The organism is Romboutsia timonensis (assembly GCF_900106845.1).
GTDB lineage: Bacteria > Bacillota > Clostridia > Peptostreptococcales > Peptostreptococcaceae > Romboutsia > Romboutsia timonensis.
The window spans coordinates 2,198,716-2,220,125 of record NZ_LT629850.1; the positions used below are offsets into that span (position 1 = coordinate 2,198,716).

Consider the following 21,410-nt stretch of genomic DNA (forward strand, 5'->3'; position numbering starts at 1 on the left):
AATACATTTTTGTATTACTCTATAAGTTACTTGTTTATTTTTTTAACTATTATTAGTGTTTCTAATACATTTTTCTTTCTCTCTTCAGTTCTTCCCATAGTTGAATGATAGTGTTCAAATAATTTAAGTGTTACTTCATAATTTAAGTTTATGTTATCGATATTTAATAAGCTATTGATATTAATATTAATTTCATCAATTTCAATATCTCTATATATTTGACTTTGTTCTTCTTTTTCAACATATGATTTAATATTACTTAAATATAATTCTTCATCAAGTTCAATATTATTAAATATACAATATGCGTCCAATAATATAGTTTCTAAAGTAATCATACAAGTTGAACTGTTTGAATAACTTAATACTAATTCACAATCATTATCTTTTAAATTAATGAACATATCTTTAAACGCACTTCTCACTTTTGTTAATATACAGAATGGTGACTGGTGTCTATCTGTTCTATATCTTCCACCATATCTAATTTTAGGATAATCATATTTAACAAAAGTTTCTAAAATGTGATAAAATCTTGAATAATGGACTGAACAATATGGTGGGTCTGCATATACTAGAGTTCCACTATCTATTTGACTTATACAGTCTTCGTAAGATAAAGAGTATGTTTCTACTTTACAATTATTATCTATCATATTTGCTTTAATCTCATTATATTTTCTAATGAAAAACTCTGACATACTTTTTTTTCTATATATCAATATATCTTCCATAGAGCTATCTTTTTCAGCTTTCCTATATTGTGCATAATGACCTGTACTTTGCGAATTATAAGCCATAGCATACATTGTACAAGATAAAATTAAATTGTATAATGGTTCTATATTAGAATACTTATCTGCTATGCATCTAAATGCATCAATCCATACACATTGTCTAAAGCTCCAATATGTTCCTGAGTATTCTTTGGCAAATAAGTGATATCTCAATATTTCTTCTTTAGAACTATTTTTAATAGTATTATAAAATTGTTCATCTTCATTTAAATCTTGTTGAAATTTCTCTACTTCATTAAATTTTGATAAATTAAATTCTACTTCATAATTGGATTTTTCCCAATAATAGTTAAATTCATTTATCCAACTTTCTACAATTTGCTCAGCATCTTTCACTATATCTTCAGCTGTAGGATATACATTCCAATCAAATTGAGATAAGTATGTTTTCGTGAAAATACTTGAGTAAATTTGTATGTCATTAGATATGAACTTTATGTTATTACTTCTTAATGCTCCAGCTAGTGTACTCGAACCTGCAAATAAGTCACATACTGCTTGATTTTCTTTATGAACTTCATTTAATCCTCTTACGACATAATTAATAATTTCAGTCTTTGAACCCATGTATTTTACTAAACTTGGTATATTTTCACTTAATACTAACAACTTCCATTTCTTCCTTTCTCTAATTGATTTAAAAAATGTATATAATATATATTATTTTGTCAATAACTTATACATTATATCATATTTTTATCATTTTTTATCTTTTTTAATATATGCTGTAAATTTCATAATTATATTCTTTCTATAAAGTTATTAATTATTTTACTATCTGGTATTAAACTGGATGATTTAATTTCATATATAAACCTTCTATCATATTTATTAACTATCTTAGGTTTGCAACTAATATTTACAACTTGTGTTCCAGATATTTTCAAGTTATATTTAATTTTATTAAATCTCCATTTTGATATATTTAATACTTCACAAACTTCGTAAGCAAACATATCTAATTTAACTTGATGCTCCCTATATATCTTTAACACTATTTCTGGAGCTACATTCGGTAGGTGACTTTTTAAAAGCTCCTTTACTTCTTTTTCTTTTAAGTTACTATACTTCTTTATGCCTATTCTACCTAATAGTTTTTTACATTCATTAGTAGTTATTCTATCTATGAGCTTTATTGTATCTTTTACTATACATCTATCTATAACATCTGGTTCATATTCTCTATAGTCTATATTAAACACTTCTAAAAATATACTATATAACTTATTATATTCTTTTTTGTTTATATATTTTATTTTCATTATTTCTTATTCTTTTTTTATTGCTCTCATTATTCCTATTATCGTTATATCCTTCTACTAGTGTAAACTTTATGCAATGCTTTCTATTTACTGTTGCCTTACCAAATCTATATATTTCTCTATTATAATATAGACATTTATCACATGCACATCCTATAGGTTTTATTTCTTGTTTCTTCCTTTCTATAAATACATTCTTTGTTCCTGTCATACTCATACCTGTTTTTTTACTTTTCATCTTATATCTCCAATCTTCATATCATCTAGCTCTTTTATTATTAAATATATCAACTATATCCAATTTTCATATTTTACTAAGACCTATTAACTTCTAGTAACCTAAACTGATTATCCTTGAAGGCTTAGCCATTTGGACATAGTTACCCACAGATAATTGTGAGTAGCTCTCCTTTTCAATTATCCTAGTTAGGATAGGTATGTTACGACCATACAACGTTACGGACTAGTACAAGCTATTACAATATCTGTGTCAGTAATTTAATACCTGCTACATCTGACCCCATAGCCACGTTATAAATGATACTGCCCTCAAATCAGACTTCCAACCCACTCCTGTTATTTTTGTAGTCCAAGGTTACTACTCTTTGCCCTTCAATATGGTACTAGTCATATCTATATGCAATTGGGATTGATTACCCAAACGTTTAGTTGGCTCTTGTGGTGTTCCCTGTCGAGTGTCCACATTGCTCTAGGTCTAACGTTCTTCCACTATACAACCTTTTTGTGGTAAAATAAAAAAATAACCACCTATTAAGTTTTTACTTAATATTGGTTATATGTTTCTTTATCTGATGCAAATGGAGTTCCTTTTACAACAGCTTATATAGCTGTAATGGGAGACCCTGTAACTGATTTACATGAAGATATGGCTGCTGAACAAAAAGCTTTAGCAACTTATTATCATCTTATAAACTTAACTGATGATGTAGATATAATAAATGTTTTAAGATTCTTAGGAGAAAGAGAAATCGTTCATTATCAAAGATTTGGGGAAGCTTTAATGGATGTTTATGACCTTAATGAAAGTCAACATGTATTCTAAAATTTAGTTTTTACAGCAACGTATACAAGTTTTATTTAAAATACGTTGCTTTTTTACGCTTAAGGATATTATAATATTAAAAAAATGTGGATAATTTATGAATGTAAGTAATATCAATCAACTGGTTTTGAGCGTAAAAAAGATTTTGAGCAACGGACGAAGTCGTTGGCGACATGAGCGAAGCGAATTTTTTATATTTATTATTAATAATATAAAACATAAAAAGCCCTTATATTAATTTGTAAGAACTTTTTATATTTTATATATTTTAAAAATTACATTTATTTTCCTATATAAATATTTATATATTAGATAAGACCCTTACTTTTATATCTTCATTTAAATTAATAAAAGCTGATATGTTTTCTATATCTTCAATCATAAATACCTGTAAGTATTCATTTAATATTTTAAGTGGCGCATATTCAATTCTAGATGCAAAATAACAATAAAGATTCTTAATATACTTTATATAGCATTTATTCATTCTTACCTCTGCATACATGGAATTTGTAGCTTCTCTAGATGATTTAAATAGTTCCTTAAGTCTCATATATGCACATTGCTCATCTTTAGTTGTATAAAAACTAGATAAAATTTCATCTAAAGCTTGTTCAATAATTAAAAGAGCTTTTGTGTTTATAAATAAATCTATATAATATGAATCCCTACTATATTTAAATTGATAGAAATCAGTTATTACATTCATAACTTCACTCCTTATCTTTTGTTTAATTATTAATTCTACTGTATTATTATTTTCAATATATGGTCTTATTTATACGCTATAAAAATTATTATATCTTTAAATTTTTGAAATAATTATTTTATACTTCTAAGTATACATACTAAGAAGGAATACGATATTTTTCATAGAATATAAACTATTAAACACACTCTTTATATTTTGGAGGGATATAATGAATTTACTACCTATACCTTGGATGAAACTAAAACTAGAAAGTATATACAATGTTAATTTATACGGTAATTTGTATTTAATTTTTAATGATATAAATAATAGTTATAATATTGATACCAATTCATTAAGCAATTTACTAGTAGACCATAATATTTTAGTGGATGATTCTCATCCTCTATATTTATATCTACCAATTGAATTAAATGATCAGATTTATAAATTAATGACTTCTTTTAGATATTTATATAAAGATAATGTATATATAATTTTAGGTGGTTACAAAGATACTTATCCAAATTTAAATGAATTAGATTGTCTAGCTAATTTATGTAGTAAGTATGAAAATTTAGATTCTATTGTAAATTATTCATACTTAATTGATAATGATAAAACCTATGAAATATTTACTTCTCTATCAGATACTCAAAAAATATATATTAATCCAATATCATCATGTTCAGTATCTGGAATAGTTTTAAATTATCATATGAAACAGCTTAATCCTAATAATGTTACTCATATATCATTTGTTGATTTAATGAATTCTCCTTATGATGATAGCTTTATTAGCTGTTATTTAAAAGGACTAACGAATAATAACAATAACTTTAATTATAATTTTTAGACTGCCTTGCAGTCTTTTATTTTTTTGTGATATCATATAAAATTATAATATATAAGTGAGTATAAAAGGAGGTTTTACTATGAAACTTATATTAGCAGAAAAACCCTCTGTAGCTAAAACCATTGCATCATTTTTAGGCGCTAAAACTCGATGTGATGGATACTTTGAAGGCAACGGGTATATAGTTACATATGCTGTTGGTCACTTAGTTGGTTTATATGATATGAAAGATTATGATAAAGATAAATATTCGGGTTCATGGAAGTTAAATAACTTTCCATTTATCCCTCAAGATAAATTTAAATTTAAAGTGGATAGTTCTAAAAAGAAACAATTTGATATTGTTAAAAATCTTATACATAGAGATGACATAGAATATATAATAAATGCAACTGATAATGATAGAGAGGGAGAACTTATCTCCTTTTTAATATTTTTATTAGCTAAAAATAAGAAACCAGTAAAAAGAATTTTAGTTAATGAATGGACTCCAGAAGATATAACTCGTGGTATGAATAATTTAAAAGATGATGTTGATATGAGAAACTTACAAGCCGCAGGATATACTAGACTTATAACTGACTGGTTAATAGGTATAAATTTCACTTCTGTTGCTACTTTAAAATATGGTAATGGAAAACTATTAAATATAGGACGTGTTATCCTTCCAACTGTTAAATTAGTTTATGACAGGGATATGGAGATTTTAAACTTTGTACCTAAAACTTATTATGAAATAGAAGGTAATTTTAAATCTAAAAACGGTGAATACAAAGGAAAATATATAAAAGGAAAAGAAATTAAATTTGATGATATAGAAGAAGTTAACAAAGTTATAAATAGCATAAATTCTAATGAAGGTAAGATTATAGATAAAAAAATTACTACCTCTAAAGAATATGCTCCTAAACTTTTTAGTTTAACTTCTCTTCAAGGATATATTACTTCTAAATATTCAAACTTTACCTCTGATAAAGTATTAAGTGTGTGCCAATCACTTTACGAAGGTAGCGGAAAAGGTGGATATATAACTTATCCTAGAACTGATTCAATATACTTAGAAGAAAGCCTAGCTTCTAAAGTTTCTCAAACTTTAGATAAGCTAAAAGTAGGTCTTGAATATGAAAATAAAATTAAATTTACTAAAACTAAAAGAGTTTTTGACTCTTCTAAAGTAGATAGCCATAGTGCTATAATACCTACTTATATAATACCTACTAAATTAACACCTGATGAACAAATAGTTTATAACGCTATAAAAGATAGATTTATTGCAAACTTTATGCCGCCTGCTGAATATGAAAATACTGAAATTAAAACTGATGTAGATTCAAATATATTTTTAACTAAGGGTAAGGTTCTTAAATCTAAGGGATATTTAGAAGTATATAAAAAAGAGGAAAAAGATGATTTACTTCCAAGTGTATATGTTAATGATATAGTTGAAGTTTTAGAAATTAAACCATTAACTAAGCAAACTACTCCTCCTAAACCATATACAGAGGATACTTTACTTAAAGCTATGAAAAGCTGTGGTAAAAATGTTCCTGATGATGATACTACTGTGTTATCTGGTTATTCTATAGGAACTTCTGCTACTCGTGCTGACGTTTTAAAAAAAATTTCTCAGGTTGGATATGTTGGAAAAAAAGGAAAATCATATTTTATAACTGATTTAGGAAAAAATTTAGTCGAGATATTCCCAGTTAAAGAATTATTCGATGTTGATTATACTGGTAAACTTGAAAAAAGTTTAAGTGATATACAAAAAGGTCAGTTTACAAGAAAAGAATATTTAAATAATATAATGACATTTATATTTAATAATGTTGAACTTATAAAAAGAGATACGCCAAAAAATATTAGTACAGAAACTTACAGTTATAATCCAAAAACTAAAAAATTCTCTAAAGAATCTAGTATTAAATCTAAATCAAGTACATCTAAAGAAAATAAAGCTAATAATGAGTCATTAGGAAAGTGTCCTATATGTCAAAATGATGTTGTTGAAATAGAAAAAGGATTTATATGTAAAAACTATAATGAATGTAAATTTGGAATTTGGAAAAATGATAAGTTCTTAGAATACTATAAGAAAAAACCTAATAAAACTATGGTAAAAAGCATTCTAAAAAATGGCTCTGCTAAAGTAAAATCACTTACTTCAAAACAAGGTAATAAATTCGATGCCACGTTAAGATATTCTAAAAAAGACAATGGATATTTTGGTTGGGATCTAGAAATATAAGGTTGCTAATTTTAGCAACCTTAAAATTTATCATTCAAAGTTTCATCTATTTTAGACCTTGCCATTTTTATAAAATCTGAAAAACTATATCCCTTTAACTTACACCCACACTTAGGACAATAATCTAACTTTTTAGATACTAATGCTCTGCAACTAGGTTCTGGACATCTTACCTTTTCATTAACCTCATATACTCTAAGTCCACATCTTGGGCAAATTGTTCCCGGACGAGATGATACATCTTTCCCACATCTTGGACATTTAGTCATATAGTATCCCCCCTGAAATTAAAATTTAAATAAATAAAAACCCTTATATTAATCTATGCATTTGACTAGTTATAGTGCTTACACATATTTATAATTAAAAGGGTTTTATTCTTTATATCATATATTTAATCTATATTATTAATAATATTTTTTATTTATCACTATCTTTATATATCTTTAGACCATTCTCTTTCATTATATCTAGTATTATACCTGCTGTTTCTTCTATAGCTTTATTAGAAACATCTATTACAGGACATCCAGCCTTTTTCATTATTTTTTCTGAATAATCTAATTCTTGAAGTATTCTTTCTAGGTTAGCATAACTTGCGTTGCTTGATAAACCTAATGCTTTTAACCTTTCTTGTCTTATAGAATTAAGTTTTTCTGGCGTATTAGTTAATCCTATAATTTTTTTAGGGTCTATTTCAAATACTTCTTTTGGTATTGGTATTTCAGGTACTAATGGTACATTTGCAACCTTTATATTTTTATTTGCTAGATACATACTAAGAGGTGTCTTAGATGTTCTTGATATACCTAAAAGTACTATATCTGATTTTAATATTCCTCTTGGATCTTTTCCATCGTCATATTTAACTGCAAATTCTATAGCTTCAACTCTTTTAAAATAGCTTTCATCTAATTTTCTTATAATTCCTGGTTCTCTTTTCGGTTTTACACCAGTTTTATTTGATATTTGCTTAAGTAAAGGAGTCATTAAATCTACATGACTTAATTCTTCTTTATCACAGAAGTTCTTAGCTATATTTAATAAATTTTCTGAAACTAAAGTATATACTATTATAGCTCCTTCATTTTTACCACTTTCTAAAACTTCCATTAAAAACTTCTCATCAGCTACATATGGAAACCTTCTTATTTCACAATCATTTTCTGCATTAAATTGAGACAATGCAGCTTTTGTAACTTGTTGTGCAGTTTCCCCAACTGAGTCTGATATGACATATATAATTAAATTATCCATCTATTCCTCCTTAATTATCAGCTATCTCTAAAAATAATTTCGTTATATTAGTCTTAGATAGTCTACCTATTACTTTAATCTGATTTGTATCCTCTTCATTAATTTCAACTACTGGAATAGAGTCAACTTCATGCTCTATTATCTTTTTAGCTGCTAATACTACATCATCTTCTTTATTTGTAGTTATAACATTAGGAGTTCTAGTCATTACCATACCTACTGGCATTTTATTTATATCTGCACTTCCTATTGTAGCTTTTAATAAATCTTTTCTAGATACTATACCACATAAATTTTCATTTTCATCTATTATAAATACGCTACCTACATCAGATAAAAACATTGTAACTATAGAATCGTATATATTTGTATCTTGCTTTATAACTACAGGCATACTCATTATATCTTTTACTTTTTTATCTTTTATTTTATTACCTACTAAACTAGCACCACTTATGCCTGAGTAGAAATATCCAACCTTTGGTCTTGCATCTAATATACCTGTCATCGTAAGAATAGCTAAATCCGATCTTAATGTAGCACGAGTTACATTTAAGATAGAAGCTATACTCTCACTTGTTATAGGTTCATTTTCTTTTACTATGTCTATTATTTTTAATTGCCTAGGATTAAGTTGAATAATAGTCACCTTCTTTCAAATATGATATACACTTTCACTAAATATACTTTATATTATATATATACTTTTTGTAATTTTTTAAAATATATATTGCATTTATAATATTTAATACATTTTGTTTTTTATGCTTTATTAGTATTGTTTATTTTAAATAATAATCTAAATTATTTTATTTATTTTATATTATAGTATATAATTCATTATACTAATCTATATTTAACGTATTTTTATATTTTCTATCAAACTATATTTTTTCGTAGAATAATATCTAATATCTAATATCTAATATCTAATATCTAATATCTAATATCTAATATCTAATATCTAAATTTTATTTTAATATTTAGATTTAGTAAATACAGTATCTTAAAATTAATCTATAATTTATCTTTAAAAAATAATAGGAGGAATCAATATCCCCCTATTTATTATTTATATACTATTTTAGATAAATCACATATGCTTAGCATTGTGTCATATATTTGCTTTAATAATCCTAATCTGTTATTCTTTATAGCTTCATCCTTATCCATTACCATTACACTATCAAACATAGCATCTATAGATGGTCTTAATGATGCAAAGCTATCTAGAGCTTCACTATATTTTTTATCATTTAATAATTCTTTAACTTTAACTTTTATATTATTAAATTCTTTGTATAAGTTTATTTCAGCATCTTCTGTTAATAATTGTTCATTAACATCACTAGATACAGCTTTTTGAGCTAATGTAGAGACTCTGTTAAACGCAGTTAACATTTCAACTAGCTCATCTTTATCTAACCAGTTATTAAGTTCAGTAGCTCTTAAGTGCATATCTGATATATCATTTATTTCTGAGCTTAACACTGCATCTATTACATCATATCTTATACCTAAATCTCTAAATAGATTTTTTATTCTTTCTTTAAAGAATTCCATAATAGAATTTACTACTTCTTCTTTATTAAACTCTAAATTAGAGTAGTTATTTAATGCTAACTCAACTAATTCCTTTAAGCTTATATCTAATTTACTATCCATTAATATATTAAGCACACCTAACGCTTGACGTCTTAAAGCATATGGGTCTTGAGAACCAGTTGGTTGTATTCCTATTGCAAAGAATCCAGCTATAGAATCTAATTTATCAGCTATAGATAAAGCTATACCTGCATTAGTTTTTGGAAGTATATCTCCTGCAAATCTTGGTAAATAGTGTTCAAATATAGCTTCGCAAACAGCTTCATTTTCACCACTTACTCTAGCATACTCTCTACCCATTATACCTTGAAGTTCTGTAAATTCGAATACCATACCTGTAACTAAATCTGCCTTACAAAGCTTAGCTGCTCTTTTTGCATCTTCTTTATCTTGTTGTAAGTTTAATAAATCTATTATATTAGAACTTAAATTTTCTATTCTTAAAGTTTTATCGTATACTGTTCCAAGTTTAGCTTGGAATACTACACTCTTTAACTTTTCTATATAGCTTTCTAAACTCTTTTTAGTATCTTCTTTATAGAAGAATAATGCATCTTCAAGTCTAGCAACTAAAACTTTTTCATTACCAGCTTTAACTTTGTCTATTCTATAATCATTACCATTTCTAACTGCTATAAAGTTAGGAAGTAATTTTCCATCTTTAACAACAGGGAAGTATCTTTGGTGTTGTTGCATTGGAGTTGTAACAACTTCTTTTGGAAGTTTTACATAATCTTCATTGAATTCTCCATAAAATGCTGTTGGGTATTCAACTAAGTAAGTTACTTCTTCTAATAAATCTTCGTCAAACTCAACTTCTCCACCTAAAGATTTAGCAACTTCTATACATTGCTTTCTTATCATTTCTTTTCTCTTATCTTGGTCAAGTATTACAAAGTTTTCTTCTAACTTTGTTAAGTAATCTTCTAATGAATTTACTTCAAATTCACTTTGTCCTAAGAATCTATGACCTTTTGTTATATTAGATGATTTTATTCCTTCTAAATCTATTTCAAGTACATTGTCATTTAGTAAAGTAACCATCCATCTTATAGGTCTTGCAAATCTCATGTTTCTTCCACCCCAACGCATAGCTTTAGGGAAAGTTACATTTTTTACTGCTTCAGGTAATATAGTTTTTAATACTTCACTAGTTTCTTTACCTTCTTGTCTTATTGTTCCAAATATGTATTCATCTTTTCCTACAGTTTTGAAAACAACATCTTCTTCTTTAAGACCTTTACTCTTCATAAACCCAAGTGCAGGTTTTGTAAAGTTTCCATCAGCATCTAATGCTATTTTCTTTGAAGGTCCTTTAACTTCTTCTTCTAAGTTACTTTGTCTTTCACTTATATTTTCAACTATAAAAGTTAATCTTCTTGGAGTTCCGTATGTTTTTATATCACTAAATTCGATTCTATTTTCATTGAACATCTTAGTTAAGTTGCTCTTTATTTGATCTAAGGTACTACTTACAAATCTTGATGGTAATTCTTCAACACCAACTTCAAATAAAAGGTAGTTATTCATTATTTATCACCTCTCTTTAAAAGTGGGAATCCCATTTCTTCCCTTTGCTTTACAAATGCTGCAGCAACATTTCTTGACATATTTCTAACTCTTCCTATGAAAGATGCCCTTTGGCTAACCCCTACAGCTCCTCTTGCATCTAAAGTATTAAATGCATGAGAACATTTTAGTACATAGTCATAAGCTGGAATTACTAGACCTTTTTCCATTAACTTAAGACCTTCTTTTTCATATATATCAAATAAGTTAAATAACATATCTGCATCACATTCTTCAAATGCATACATAGAGTTTTCGTATTCAGCAGATTTAAATATATCTCCATAAGTCATTTCATCATTCCATTTTAAATCATAAACGCTGTCAACTTCTTGGATATACATTGCTAATCTTTCTAGACCATATGTAATTTCTCCTGTTTCAAGTTCACATTCTATACCACCAACTTGTTGGAAATATGTAAATTGAGTTATTTCCATACCATCTAACCATACTTCCCAACCAAGTCCCCAAGCTCCAACTGTAGTTGATTCCCAGTTATCCTCAACAAATCTTATATCATGTTCATTTGGATCTATACCGATAGCTTTTAAGCTTCCTAAATATAATTCTTGAATGTTATCTGGAGATGGCTTTAATATAACTTGGAATTGGTGATGTTGATATAATCTATTTGGATTTTCACCATATCTACCATCAGCCGGTCTTCTAGATGGTTCTACATAGCAAACCTTCCAAGGTTCTGGCCCTAATGATCTTAAAAAAGTGTTAGGATTCATTGTTCCCGCACCTTTTTCTACATCGTAAGGTTGCATCATTATACATCCTTGTTTAGACCAATAATTTTGCAATGTAAGTATCATATCTTGAAAATTCATAATAATACCTCCTTTAATAAAATTGCTTAATATAACAAAGCCTTTCGTCTACACGAAAGGCCTTTAATAGCTATTTTCTAACTTTTAGAATATCAAATTAAACAATATTTGTCAATGTAAATGGTAATCCTATTTATTTAAATTCTCATCATCTTCATTGATAAGTTCGTCAGTTATATCTTTATCATCTTTTTTATTATCTACTACAACATCTTTTACTTCTTTGGCTGTGTTAACTAGCATTTGCTTTAACATATTAAGTTTTTCTTCATTTAGTTCACCTAAATCAACTATACTGCCATCATCTTCATTTTGTATTTTTATTCTACACTTTCCTATAACTGCTGCAGATAATCCAACTAATGTATAGATAGGAAGTAATGCTACACCTACTACACCTACTGTTAACGGTATATTCATTATAACTTTATTATTTCTATCAATTATAACTCTTATTACACTACTTCTTTTAAGTAATTCTTTTGCTTGTTCTTTCATTTCTTTAAAATCTTCACTATCTTTAGAAAACATATCCTCTACTGCTTTTTTAGCTTGTTTAGTCTTCTTTGATAAATTACTTTCTATTGTAGTTTTATTAGATTCTAGTGCTATTATAGATTCTATAACATCTCCATTATGATCTATAAGTGCTTGTTTAGCCTCTGCATATGTTGCACTAGGCACTCTTTGTATTACTGCATCAATCTTTTCTATTGTAATTTCGTTACTCACCCTTATCAGCTCCCTTAATATTTTCTATATCTTTTAAGAAGTATAACGATTTAAAGTTTACATTATCAATATAAACATTTAAATATTGCTTTAGAACTTTTTCTAGTTCATAAGTTATATACTTAGATACTTTAGCCTTGCTACATGTCAATATATCATTATTTAATATATATTCCATTAGCTTTATAGTTGTTACATCTAATTTTATATTTTCTTCAGTATTTTCACTACATAAATCACATAACAAGCCACCTTCATATATATTGAAAATTGCTGACTTTATACTCTTACTTCCACAGCTACTACATCTGTTCACAACTGGTCTAAAGCCTATATAGTCTAGAAATTTTAATTCAAAGGCCCTTGTTATAAACTTTTTATCTGTATTTTCTTGTGTATATAAGTATAGAGTCTGGGCAAGTAGTATAAATAATCTATTATTAGTTTGATTCTCGCATGTAGAACCTTCTACAAGTTTAGTAATATAGGTAGCATATGAAAATGCCTCTATATCATATGAAATATCATAAAAACTTTTTATTGTGTCACTTTGATTTACTGTATACATATTTCCTTTTCTTTTTAATGTATAGTTTGCATAAGAAAAAAGTTGCGCTGATGAAAGCAATGAACTTTTATTTCGTTTTGCTCCCTTAGCTATTGCAGATACTTTTCCTAATTTACGCGTAAATAAAGTTAATATAACATCATTTTCTTTGTACCTTACTGCTTTAAGTACTATCCCCTGGGTGTTCAGTATTATCATCGGTGTTATCTATCTCCCTTAACTCATCAGTTTCTTCATGCAAGTTTTTACAGTCACTTAAATATAGATATGCTTCTATACTACCCGTCTTTTTAAAAACTTCCCAACATAAATTGTTCATTTTTAAAAAACCCCCTTCTCACGGTTATAATTATATTCTTAGTAAGAAGAGGGTAAATAATACATTAAGTTATTAAACAATTTTTGACAATATTATAGTTGTTGTTACTAAGTATATTGTTATTCCTGTTATATCAAGCACTGTAGCTATAACTGGGGCTGATATAATTGATGGGTCTGCATCTAATTTTTTAAATAATATAGGCATAAATCCACCTATCATAGCTCCAACAATCATATTTATAAATAACGATACAGTCACAACTAATACTATATTTATATCTTTTATAAATATAAATACTATTATACTAACTATTAAGCTACATATTATACCTGTAATAATTCCTACTACAGCTTCTCTTATAACATTATTAAATTCTAGGTCTTTATTAGATAAACTCATTACAGCAAGAGCTGATGATTGAGTTCCTATATTTCCTCCCATACCTAAAACCACAGGTATAAAAAATACTAAAGATGCATATTTAGGATTCATTATAAAGTCTAAGTTTGAAAGTATTGCACTTGATAAAAGACCTGCTAATAAAGTAATTATTAGCCATGGTATTCTCGCCCTTACAGATGAAAATATTTGCTCTGCTGGTGTTTTATTTACATTTTGTGCTATATCTATTTCGTGTTCTGAAGTTCCTGCAAACTTATACATATCTTCAGTTGCTTCTTCTTCCATTACATCTATTATATCATCTACTGTAATTATACCTTTTAATCTGTGTTCTCTATCTATAACAGGTATTGCTATTAAATTATATTTTGAAACTAGTCTAACTGCTTCCTCTCTATCTTCATCTACAAAGACAGATATTATATTCTCACTCATTAAATCTTTTACTATACTACTATCTCTAGCAAGTATTAATTCTCTTAGCGATAAAACTCCTACTAATCGTTCTTCATTGTCAACTACATATACATAGTATATAGTTTCTGCATCTTCTGCATATTCTCTCATATGAGATATTGCCTCTTTAGCTGTCATATATTCATTAATTTGTATATATCCAGTCGTCATTATTCCGCCAGTTGATTCTTCTTCATATATTAATAGTTCTTTTACATCATCGGCATCTTTTTCACTTAAAAGTTCCATTATGTTTTCTCGCTCATCTTCTTCTAACTGACTTAATATATCTGCCATATCATCAAGAGACATTAATTCTAATATATTTTTTTTATTTTCTGTATCTAGTTTTGATAATATATTACTAAAAAACTCAACATCACTTTCTTCTAATATAGAAGCAGCCATATCTAAAGGAAGTACTTCAAATAGTTTTATTTTTTCATTTTCTTCTAGATTTTCCATTATCTCGAATATATCTATTATATGATATTCTTCAAGTAACTCTCTAAGTTCTAGTATTTTGTTATTTTCAATTAATATTGTTACTTCATTTAATAAATCTTTGGAAGCATCCTGTTTCCTATCCATATAATTCACCTTTATTTTTCAGTATATCCAAAATTACTTACATAATTTTGTAAGTTTCTCCAATTTTCTTTTACTTTTACCCATAATTGAAGATTTGCTTGAGATCCTAAAAGTAATTCTATATCAGCTCTTGCTGACTTTCCTATACCTTTTAATTTTCTACCATTCTTACCTATTATTATACCCTTGTGTGAGTCTCTTTCACAATATATTACAGCTGATATATCAACTATTTCTTTATCTTTTCTTGATTTCATTCTTTCTATTTCAACTGCAACTCCATGAGGTACTTCATCATGTATATAATGTAGCACTTTTTCTCTTATAAGTTCTGACACTAATACTCTTTCTGGTTGATCAGTTATCATATAATCAGGGAAGTACTGAGGTCCTTCTTCTAAATGTGATTTTATAACTTTTAAAAGCTCATTTATATTTCTTCCTTTTAATGCTGATATTGGCACTATTTGTTCAAATACACCTTCAGCATTATACATTTTCATTAAATCAAATAACTCTTCCTCATTTAATTGATCAATTTTATTTAAAACTAAAACAACTGGAGTTTTTATATTCTTTAAGTCATCTATTATTTTTCTATCTCCAGGTCCTATTTTTTTAGATTCATCTACAACGAATAATACTAAATCTACGTTTTTAAATGCATCTGTCGCAGACTTAACCATAAATTCACCTAATTTATTTTTAGGCTTATGTATTCCAGGTGTATCTAAGAACACTACTTGTGCTTCTTCATCTGTGTATACTGCTTGTATTGTATTTCTTGTAGTCTGAGGTTTATCACTCATTATTGCTATTTTTTCTCCAACTACATTATTCATTAAAGTAGATTTTCCAACGTTTGGTCTTCCTACTATACTAACAAATCCTGATTTAAACATGTTGCATTTCTCCTGTCTCAATAAATTAATTTATTTTATATCTATAAACCTATATTATAAAAAAATCATAATAAATATTCTTATATTAATATAATTTATTATTTTATTTAGTATCTTACATTATAACATAAAAAAAGAAGTCGTGAAGGCTTCTTTTTTATCTCATTAAAGTATTAAGAATAAAATATTTATTTTAGGTATTAGTCTAAGCGTTATACTAATAGTTGAATTTGGAATACTAATATAGTTATTAATGTACCTAATAATCCACCTGCAACAGTTTCCCAGAAGGTATGTATATTCCCCTCTATCCTACTTTGTGCAACTAATACTGCCATTAAATATGCTAAAGTTGAAGCTACTACTTTTTCTCCTAAAAAAGTTATAGCTGTTGCTGTAGCAAATGCAAGCGCAGTATGACCACTTGGCATCCCACCCCTTAAAGGTGTTCCTGTTGATGTCATAGCTTTTACAACTACAACAGCTATTAATACTAAAACAATACAAATTAATGTCAAATGTATTTGTGATTGTCTTATAGTATTTAGCACTGAATCAGATAACTCTGTTAACTTATTATAAAATAATAAATATCCTACTACAGCAGAGTTTAGTGCTGCTATTAAAACGCCTCCTGCAGCTACATCTTTAGCAATTTTAGCTAATACATGATACTCATCAGTTATCATATCTATAGTTTTTTCTATAGCTGTATTAAACATCTCTGCTATTACAACTAAACTTATTGCAAATACCAATAGTATCATTTCTAATCTTTTCAAACCTAAAAATAAACTTGCTGTTAATACCACTACAGCTAAAAAATAATGTATTTTCATATTTCTTTCAAATTTAAAAGTATATATTATACCTTCTATAGCTGCATTAAAAGCTTTAATTATACCTTGACGAGTTTTAGTTTTTTTCATAAAGCCTACTCCCTCGTTATGTTTAGCTTATTTAATATATATTCTTCCTTTTCTCTCATCTGTTTTGTATTTTCTTCTGTATCATGATCATACCCTAAAAGATGGAATGTACTATGGCAAACTAAAAAACATACTTCTCTTTCAAAACTATGATTATATTCTTTACTTTGCTCAAATGCTCTTTCTAAAGATATTACTATATCACCTAGTGATTCTTCCTCTAATTCTATATCAAAATCATCACTTAACATAGGAAATGATAATACATCTGTAGGTCTATCTATCCCTCTAAACTGTTTATTTAATTCATGTATTTCTTTATTATCTACAAAAGATAAACTTACCTCATAATCATCATCATATCCTTCATAATCTAGACATTCAATTATTATATCTTTTATTTTTTCTATTAATTCCTCGCTTACATTTAGCTTATCTTGTCTGTCATCTATTATAAGTTCCATTGTTTCACCTTTTTTCCTTTGTTTATTTTTTCTTAGTATTTTTTTCTTTGTGCTTAGTTTTTATTTCTTCTTGCTTTTTATCATATTTATCATAAGCTACTATAATTCTTTGAACTAAAGCATGTCTAACAACATCCCTCTCAGTTAAATTTATACTTCCTATTCCTTCTACACCTTTTAGTACATCTCTAGCATGAAGTAGACCACTTTTCTTATTATCAGGTAAATCAGTTTGAGTTAAATCTCCAGTTACCACTGCCTTAGATCCAAACCCTAATCTAGTTAAAAACATCTTCATTTGTTCTCTAGTTGTATTTTGAGCTTCATCTAATATAATAAATGCATTATCTAGGGTTCTACCTCTCATAAATGCAAGTGGAGCTACTTCTATCAATCCTCTTTCTAGATATTTATTAAATTTATCTGCGCCTAACATATCAAATAATGCGTCGTATAATGGTCTTAAATAAGGGTCTACTTTATCCTTTAAATCTCCTGGTAAAAAACCTAGGTTTTCTCCAGCTTCAACTGCTGGTCTTGTAAGTATTATTCTACTAACCTCATCTCTTTTAAATGCCTTTACAGCCATAGCTACAGCTAAATATGTTTTACCTGTACCAGCTGGACCTATACCAAAAGTTATATCATTATTTTTTATTAAGTTTATGTATTCTTTTTGACCTAAAGTTTTAGGCTGAACTGCTTTTCCCTTTTGAGTTAAAACAATTGTATCTTCTAATTCCTTTATTCTTTCTTCACTTCCTTCAAGCAATAAAGATAATGAGTAAGAAATACTTTGTTTATCTAGATTTTTACCATTTGATACACTTTGATGAAGCTCTGTCATAAGTTTCAACGCTTGATTAACATTTTTTTCCTCTCCCATTAAAACTATATTTCCTTCTCTTAAAATAACATCAATTTTTAATGTATCTTCTATTAGTTTGATATTTTCATCAAAATTGCCAAATAACTCTCTTTCAAATGTTTCTTCTTTAACTATAAAATTCTTTTGTACTATCAATTGTACAGTCCTCCTTAGTTAAAATAATAATTATCAATTCGTATTTTGATCCTTATTATCCTCTTCTTTATTATTAGTATTTTCAAATTCATTTCTAATATCATTTATAGGTCTTTTTTCTGGATTAGATGGTACCACTTCTTCGCCTTCTTTAGGAGTATTTTGCTCTCTAATCATATTCTCAGCTTCTGCTTTGCTAAGAGAATATACATTTGCTATATTTTCAGATGTTTGTACAGTTATTGTATATTCTAATATGTTTTTATTAACTTTATAATCATGTTTAGAATCTACTATTCGTGCAGATGCTGGAATTATATAATCTAACTCTTTTAAAGTTTTTTCTTTTAATTCTTTCTTTACTTGTTCTTTATCTTTTTCTATTTTTTTATCTTCAGTTTCATAGAAAGTACTTACCTTTAATTTTAATGGAAATGTATAATTTCCTAAAGATAATTTATATTCTTGATTTTCAATAACATAATCATTATACTTAATATTTCTTCTTATAGTATATTTATTATCATAAAAGCTTAGAGTATATACATTTTTTTTATTTCCTGTCTTTTCTTTTACTACTTCTTCATAACTTGCACTCTTAGAAGCTTCATAAAATGTAGTAGCCCATACCTCTGGTATTGATTTATTATTAGATCCATTTATTAAAACGTCTCCTTTTCTAACTATATCACCTTTTTGAACTACAGAATTTCCACTTCTTGCTATTACCTTTTCTATTATACCATCTTTCTTAGCAATTATATTACAATAATTTGACTGTTCTACAGATTTTAATGTTTCTGCTTTTTTAGTTACTGTTACAAATATATTTGTCCCCTTAACATTTATAGATAAATACGCCACATCATTAAACTTTAGCATTATATGGTCTCTTATTTCTTTTCTATCTATACTTTTTTTATAAACTCCTGGCTTTAATCCTACCTGATATAGCTCTTTTCTAATATCTTCTTTTTTTATTCCCTCTGGTACTTGTATATATATATCTGTTACAAATTGAGATGTCATAATAAGTAAGAATAAAGATATAACTCCACATATCCACATTCCTTTATTCTTATATATCCTCTTTAATATAAATGGTAGTCCTGTGCTTTGTTTTATTTTTACTTGAAAATTACTACCTCTATATACATTTTTAAATGCTTTAATATCTTCTCTATCTAAATTAAACTCAATCTTTGTACTACTTATTTTCTTTACATTATATACTTTTATACCATTTCTCATTAAATGATTTAAAAATCTTTCTACCGAAACACCTTCTACCGTTATAACATAGTATCCTCTTATATAACTTATCACTTGTATATCCCCCTAATCTACATACTCAATACTGTATATAACTCCTTTTATACCAATTTCACCCTCTGTAATGTACTTTAATAAAAGCTTATCTCCTAATATTTTTATTGTTTTAGCTTTTGTTTTTACTCTTATCAAATCATTTTCATACTCTAGTATTGATAAATAATTCTCTACACTTACAAATGTATTCCCTATAGTTGTTACAGTTGGTTGATTAACCTGCAAATCATTTGATATCTCTAACATCTACATACCTCCTAAATACATCTTTAATCCTTACATTAACCCTCTAACTTTTTACACATAGTATAGTATATATTTGATATATTATTTTAGTGCATAAGTTCTAAATCCATCTTATACATGCTAAATTCAGTTCCTAGACTATAAATATCCTAAAATATATATGTAAACTTCTATTCTATCTAAGAATAGAATAAATATTATAAAACTTTCAGAAAGGATGGTTATATGAAAGATGACCTAATATTTATAGTTCAAGAATGTATATGCATAGATTTCTTAATTAATGCAATAATGACATCTAATATATACAAACATCTAAATTTTTTTAGTGATCTCAAAAAAGAAAACTTAAAAAATATAAAAGTTATATGCAATTTATACAAACGTACTTATAACGATGATTTATTAATTAAAGATACCCCCAGTATAAAATTAGATAGAAACCCTCAAAATAATTTAAATACACTTTTAGAATATAGTTTAAATCTATTAACTAGAGTTGATGTACTAAAAAAACAATATTCTAATTCTTGTTATAACAAGTTATTCCAAGGATTGTATAATAGTTATTTCGATTTAATTTCTTACATTCACTGCTTTTGTCCCTTATCTTCTAATAATTCTTTTAATTTAAAAAGTGAAAAATCTGATATTTTAAGCTTAAACTCTAATAATCATTTTTCTACATTTTTCAATATCTTAAGTTCTCCTACTTTAGATTTTTCTAATAAAGAAAATAAAATTGAATTAATTAGAGATATTTGTATAGAAGCTATATATATATTCTTTGATTATTACTTAGTTGAAAACTTAATTATTGATGAATATTATGAAATATTCTTTGAAAATAATCCTGAAAACAAATTTTATCAATTCTTCTTTAAATCTAATGATAGAAGTTTTAAAGTACGTGTATATGACAAATCTTTAATTGTATTTTATATATACCAAGTTAATGAAAGTATTCTAAGTATATCTCCACCTTTAAATAAAGTAGATAGCAAACTAGCTGTTGATATGTATTTAGAAGAAAAATTTAAAGGAGAGTTTAATAATTTATTTTACGATGAAAATTATATAAATTCGTCATATTATAAAAATAATATTGAATCATATAAGTTTAAATATAATTATAATAATAGAAATATAGAAAAGTGTCTTTATGTATCTATAGATGTTAACTCAAGAATTATACAAGAGATATATTTGATTTAAGATTTTCATCATTACTATAATTAAATAAATTTGTATCACATTA

22 protein-coding genes and 1 pseudogene are annotated in these 21,410 nt (G+C 26.7%); 4 read left to right on the forward strand and 19 right to left on the reverse strand.

Annotated elements, in window-relative coordinates:
• Positions 1-26 precede the first annotated feature (26 nt).
• The 3 genes from BN7997_RS13095 to BN7997_RS13105 all read right to left on the reverse strand — a co-directional run bounded on the left by BN7997_RS13095 (position 27) and on the right by BN7997_RS13105 (position 2,297).
• Positions 27-1,406, reverse strand: coding sequence for a DNA adenine methylase (locus tag BN7997_RS13095; RefSeq protein ID WP_071121189.1), 1,380 nt, complete (start codon positions 1,404-1,406; stop codon positions 27-29).
• Between the two features lie 131 nt (positions 1,407-1,537).
• Positions 1,538-2,059 (reverse strand): hypothetical protein, encoded by a 522-nt coding sequence (locus BN7997_RS13100; RefSeq protein ID WP_071121190.1) that lies wholly within the window; start codon positions 2,057-2,059, stop codon positions 1,538-1,540.
• Positions 2,025-2,297: a hypothetical protein gene (locus tag BN7997_RS13105; protein ID WP_071121191.1), complete on the reverse strand. Its 273-nt coding sequence runs from the start codon at positions 2,295-2,297 to the stop codon at positions 2,025-2,027. The genes BN7997_RS13100 and BN7997_RS13105 overlap by 35 nt, the downstream gene beginning before the upstream one ends.
• A gap of 579 nt (positions 2,298-2,876) precedes the next feature.
• On the opposite strand from BN7997_RS13105, the pseudogene BN7997_RS13110 reads away from it, so the two are divergent.
• Positions 2,877-3,122: pseudogene (locus BN7997_RS13110) on the forward strand (manganese catalase family protein); the annotation flags it as partial.
• A gap of 301 nt (positions 3,123-3,423) precedes the next feature.
• On the opposite strand, the gene BN7997_RS13115 reads toward BN7997_RS13110, so the two are convergent.
• Positions 3,424-3,831 (reverse strand): hypothetical protein, encoded by a 408-nt coding sequence (locus tag BN7997_RS13115; RefSeq protein ID WP_071121193.1) that lies wholly within the window; start codon positions 3,829-3,831, stop codon positions 3,424-3,426.
• Between the two features lie 211 nt (positions 3,832-4,042).
• On the opposite strand from BN7997_RS13115, the gene BN7997_RS13120 reads away from it, so the two are divergent.
• The gene (locus BN7997_RS13120; protein WP_071121194.1) at positions 4,043-4,669 is read left to right on the forward strand and encodes a hypothetical protein; all 627 of its coding nucleotides are present in this window, start codon (positions 4,043-4,045) and stop codon (positions 4,667-4,669) included.
• Between the two features lie 79 nt (positions 4,670-4,748).
• The gene (locus BN7997_RS13125) at positions 4,749-6,917 is read left to right on the forward strand and encodes a DNA topoisomerase (protein ID WP_071121195.1); all 2,169 of its coding nucleotides are present in this window, start codon (positions 4,749-4,751) and stop codon (positions 6,915-6,917) included.
• Positions 6,918-6,937: 20 nt separating this feature from the next.
• Here the strand turns inward: BN7997_RS13125 and BN7997_RS13130 are convergent, their stop codons facing one another.
• The 15 genes from BN7997_RS13130 to BN7997_RS13200 form a co-directional block, all read right to left on the reverse strand.
• Positions 6,938-7,186, reverse strand: a complete 249-nt coding sequence (locus BN7997_RS13130; protein ID WP_071121196.1) for a zinc ribbon domain-containing protein — start codon at positions 7,184-7,186, stop codon at positions 6,938-6,940.
• 151 nt (positions 7,187-7,337) lie between these two features.
• Complete coding sequence (locus tag BN7997_RS13135; protein WP_071121197.1) at positions 7,338-8,174, reverse strand: pyruvate, water dikinase regulatory protein; 837 nt, start codon at positions 8,172-8,174, stop codon at positions 7,338-7,340.
• Between the two features lie 10 nt (positions 8,175-8,184).
• Positions 8,185-8,823 (reverse strand): transcriptional regulator CcpN, encoded by a 639-nt coding sequence (locus BN7997_RS13140; RefSeq protein ID WP_071121198.1) that lies wholly within the window; start codon positions 8,821-8,823, stop codon positions 8,185-8,187.
• 419 nt (positions 8,824-9,242) lie between these two features.
• Positions 9,243-11,309: a glycine--tRNA ligase subunit beta gene (gene glyS, locus BN7997_RS13145; RefSeq protein ID WP_071121199.1), complete on the reverse strand. Its 2,067-nt coding sequence runs from the start codon at positions 11,307-11,309 to the stop codon at positions 9,243-9,245.
• Positions 11,309-12,187, reverse strand: a complete 879-nt coding sequence (gene glyQ, locus BN7997_RS13150) for a glycine--tRNA ligase subunit alpha (protein WP_071121200.1) — start codon at positions 12,185-12,187, stop codon at positions 11,309-11,311. The genes glyS and glyQ overlap by 1 nt, the downstream gene beginning before the upstream one ends.
• Before the next feature lie 129 nt (positions 12,188-12,316).
• Complete coding sequence (locus tag BN7997_RS13155) at positions 12,317-12,919, reverse strand: DUF4342 domain-containing protein (RefSeq protein ID WP_071121201.1); 603 nt, start codon at positions 12,917-12,919, stop codon at positions 12,317-12,319.
• A complete protein-coding gene (recO, locus tag BN7997_RS13160; RefSeq protein ID WP_071121202.1) occupies positions 12,912-13,685 on the reverse strand; it encodes a DNA repair protein RecO in 774 nt (257 codons plus the stop codon). Before recO ends, BN7997_RS13155 begins: the two co-directional genes overlap by 8 nt.
• Positions 13,651-13,806: a YqzL family protein gene (locus BN7997_RS13165; protein WP_071121203.1), complete on the reverse strand. Its 156-nt coding sequence runs from the start codon at positions 13,804-13,806 to the stop codon at positions 13,651-13,653. The genes recO and BN7997_RS13165 overlap by 35 nt, the downstream gene beginning before the upstream one ends.
• A gap of 72 nt (positions 13,807-13,878) precedes the next feature.
• Entirely contained in the window at positions 13,879-15,258 is a 1,380-nt protein-coding gene (mgtE, locus tag BN7997_RS13170; protein WP_071121204.1) for a magnesium transporter, read from the reverse strand.
• An 11-nt stretch (positions 15,259-15,269) separates the two neighbouring features.
• Entirely contained in the window at positions 15,270-16,160 is an 891-nt protein-coding gene (gene era / locus BN7997_RS13175) for a GTPase Era (RefSeq protein WP_071121205.1), read from the reverse strand.
• A 212-nt stretch (positions 16,161-16,372) separates the two neighbouring features.
• Positions 16,373-17,089 carry a diacylglycerol kinase gene (locus BN7997_RS13180; RefSeq protein ID WP_071121206.1) on the reverse strand — a complete coding sequence of 239 codons (717 nt, stop codon included), beginning with the start codon at positions 17,087-17,089 and terminating at the stop codon, positions 16,373-16,375.
• Positions 17,090-17,094: 5 nt separating this feature from the next.
• Positions 17,095-17,553 (reverse strand): rRNA maturation RNase YbeY, encoded by a 459-nt coding sequence (gene ybeY / locus BN7997_RS13185; RefSeq protein ID WP_071121207.1) that lies wholly within the window; start codon positions 17,551-17,553, stop codon positions 17,095-17,097.
• 22 nt (positions 17,554-17,575) lie between these two features.
• Complete coding sequence (locus BN7997_RS13190) at positions 17,576-18,577, reverse strand: PhoH family protein (RefSeq protein WP_071121208.1); 1,002 nt, start codon at positions 18,575-18,577, stop codon at positions 17,576-17,578.
• Positions 18,578-18,610: 33 nt separating this feature from the next.
• Positions 18,611-19,903, reverse strand: a complete 1,293-nt coding sequence (gene yqfD, locus BN7997_RS13195; protein ID WP_071121209.1) for a sporulation protein YqfD — start codon at positions 19,901-19,903, stop codon at positions 18,611-18,613.
• Between the two features lie 12 nt (positions 19,904-19,915).
• Positions 19,916-20,152: a YabP/YqfC family sporulation protein gene (locus BN7997_RS13200; RefSeq protein WP_071121210.1), complete on the reverse strand. Its 237-nt coding sequence runs from the start codon at positions 20,150-20,152 to the stop codon at positions 19,916-19,918.
• Positions 20,153-20,377: 225 nt separating this feature from the next.
• On the opposite strand from BN7997_RS13200, the gene BN7997_RS13205 reads away from it, so the two are divergent.
• On the forward strand, positions 20,378-21,367 hold the full coding sequence (locus tag BN7997_RS13205) for a hypothetical protein (protein WP_071121211.1): 990 nt from the start codon (positions 20,378-20,380) through the stop codon (positions 21,365-21,367).
• The last annotated feature ends 43 nt before the right edge of the window (positions 21,368-21,410 follow it).

What these genes read in the sequence shown, in the direction of transcription:
- BN7997_RS13165 (WP_071121203.1), bottom strand. Translation starts at nt 13,806, where the DNA reads ATGAACAATTTATGTTGGGAAGTTTTTAAAAAGACGGGTAGTATAGAA.
- BN7997_RS13105 (WP_071121191.1), bottom strand. Translation starts at nt 2,297, where the DNA reads ATGAAAAGTAAAAAAACAGGTATGAGTATGACAGGAACAAAGAATGTA.
- glyQ (WP_071121200.1), bottom strand. Translation starts at nt 12,187, where the DNA reads ATGAATTTTCAAGATATGATACTTACATTGCAAAATTATTGGTCTAAA.
- BN7997_RS13205 (WP_071121211.1), top strand. Translation starts at nt 20,378, where the DNA reads ATGAAAGATGACCTAATATTTATAGTTCAAGAATGTATATGCATAGAT.
- BN7997_RS13130 (WP_071121196.1), bottom strand. Translation starts at nt 7,186, where the DNA reads ATGACTAAATGTCCAAGATGTGGGAAAGATGTATCATCTCGTCCGGGA.
- BN7997_RS13120 (WP_071121194.1), top strand. Translation starts at nt 4,043, where the DNA reads ATGAATTTACTACCTATACCTTGGATGAAACTAAAACTAGAAAGTATA.
- BN7997_RS13125 (WP_071121195.1), top strand. Translation starts at nt 4,749, where the DNA reads ATGAAACTTATATTAGCAGAAAAACCCTCTGTAGCTAAAACCATTGCA.
- BN7997_RS13135 (WP_071121197.1), bottom strand. Translation starts at nt 8,174, where the DNA reads ATGGATAATTTAATTATATATGTCATATCAGACTCAGTTGGGGAAACT.
- mgtE (WP_071121204.1), bottom strand. Translation starts at nt 15,258, where the DNA reads ATGGATAGGAAACAGGATGCTTCCAAAGATTTATTAAATGAAGTAACA.
- BN7997_RS13115 (WP_071121193.1), bottom strand. Translation starts at nt 3,831, where the DNA reads ATGAATGTAATAACTGATTTCTATCAATTTAAATATAGTAGGGATTCA.
- BN7997_RS13200 (WP_071121210.1), bottom strand. Translation starts at nt 20,152, where the DNA reads ATGTTAGAGATATCAAATGATTTGCAGGTTAATCAACCAACTGTAACA.
- BN7997_RS13180 (WP_071121206.1), bottom strand. Translation starts at nt 17,089, where the DNA reads ATGAAAAAAACTAAAACTCGTCAAGGTATAATTAAAGCTTTTAATGCA.
- era (WP_071121205.1), bottom strand. Translation starts at nt 16,160, where the DNA reads ATGTTTAAATCAGGATTTGTTAGTATAGTAGGAAGACCAAACGTTGGA.
- recO (WP_071121202.1), bottom strand. Translation starts at nt 13,685, where the DNA reads ATGATAATACTGAACACCCAGGGGATAGTACTTAAAGCAGTAAGGTAC.
- ybeY (WP_071121207.1), bottom strand. Translation starts at nt 17,553, where the DNA reads ATGGAACTTATAATAGATGACAGACAAGATAAGCTAAATGTAAGCGAG.
- BN7997_RS13100 (WP_071121190.1), bottom strand. Translation starts at nt 2,059, where the DNA reads ATGAAAATAAAATATATAAACAAAAAAGAATATAATAAGTTATATAGT.
- glyS (WP_071121199.1), bottom strand. Translation starts at nt 11,309, where the DNA reads ATGAATAACTACCTTTTATTTGAAGTTGGTGTTGAAGAATTACCATCA.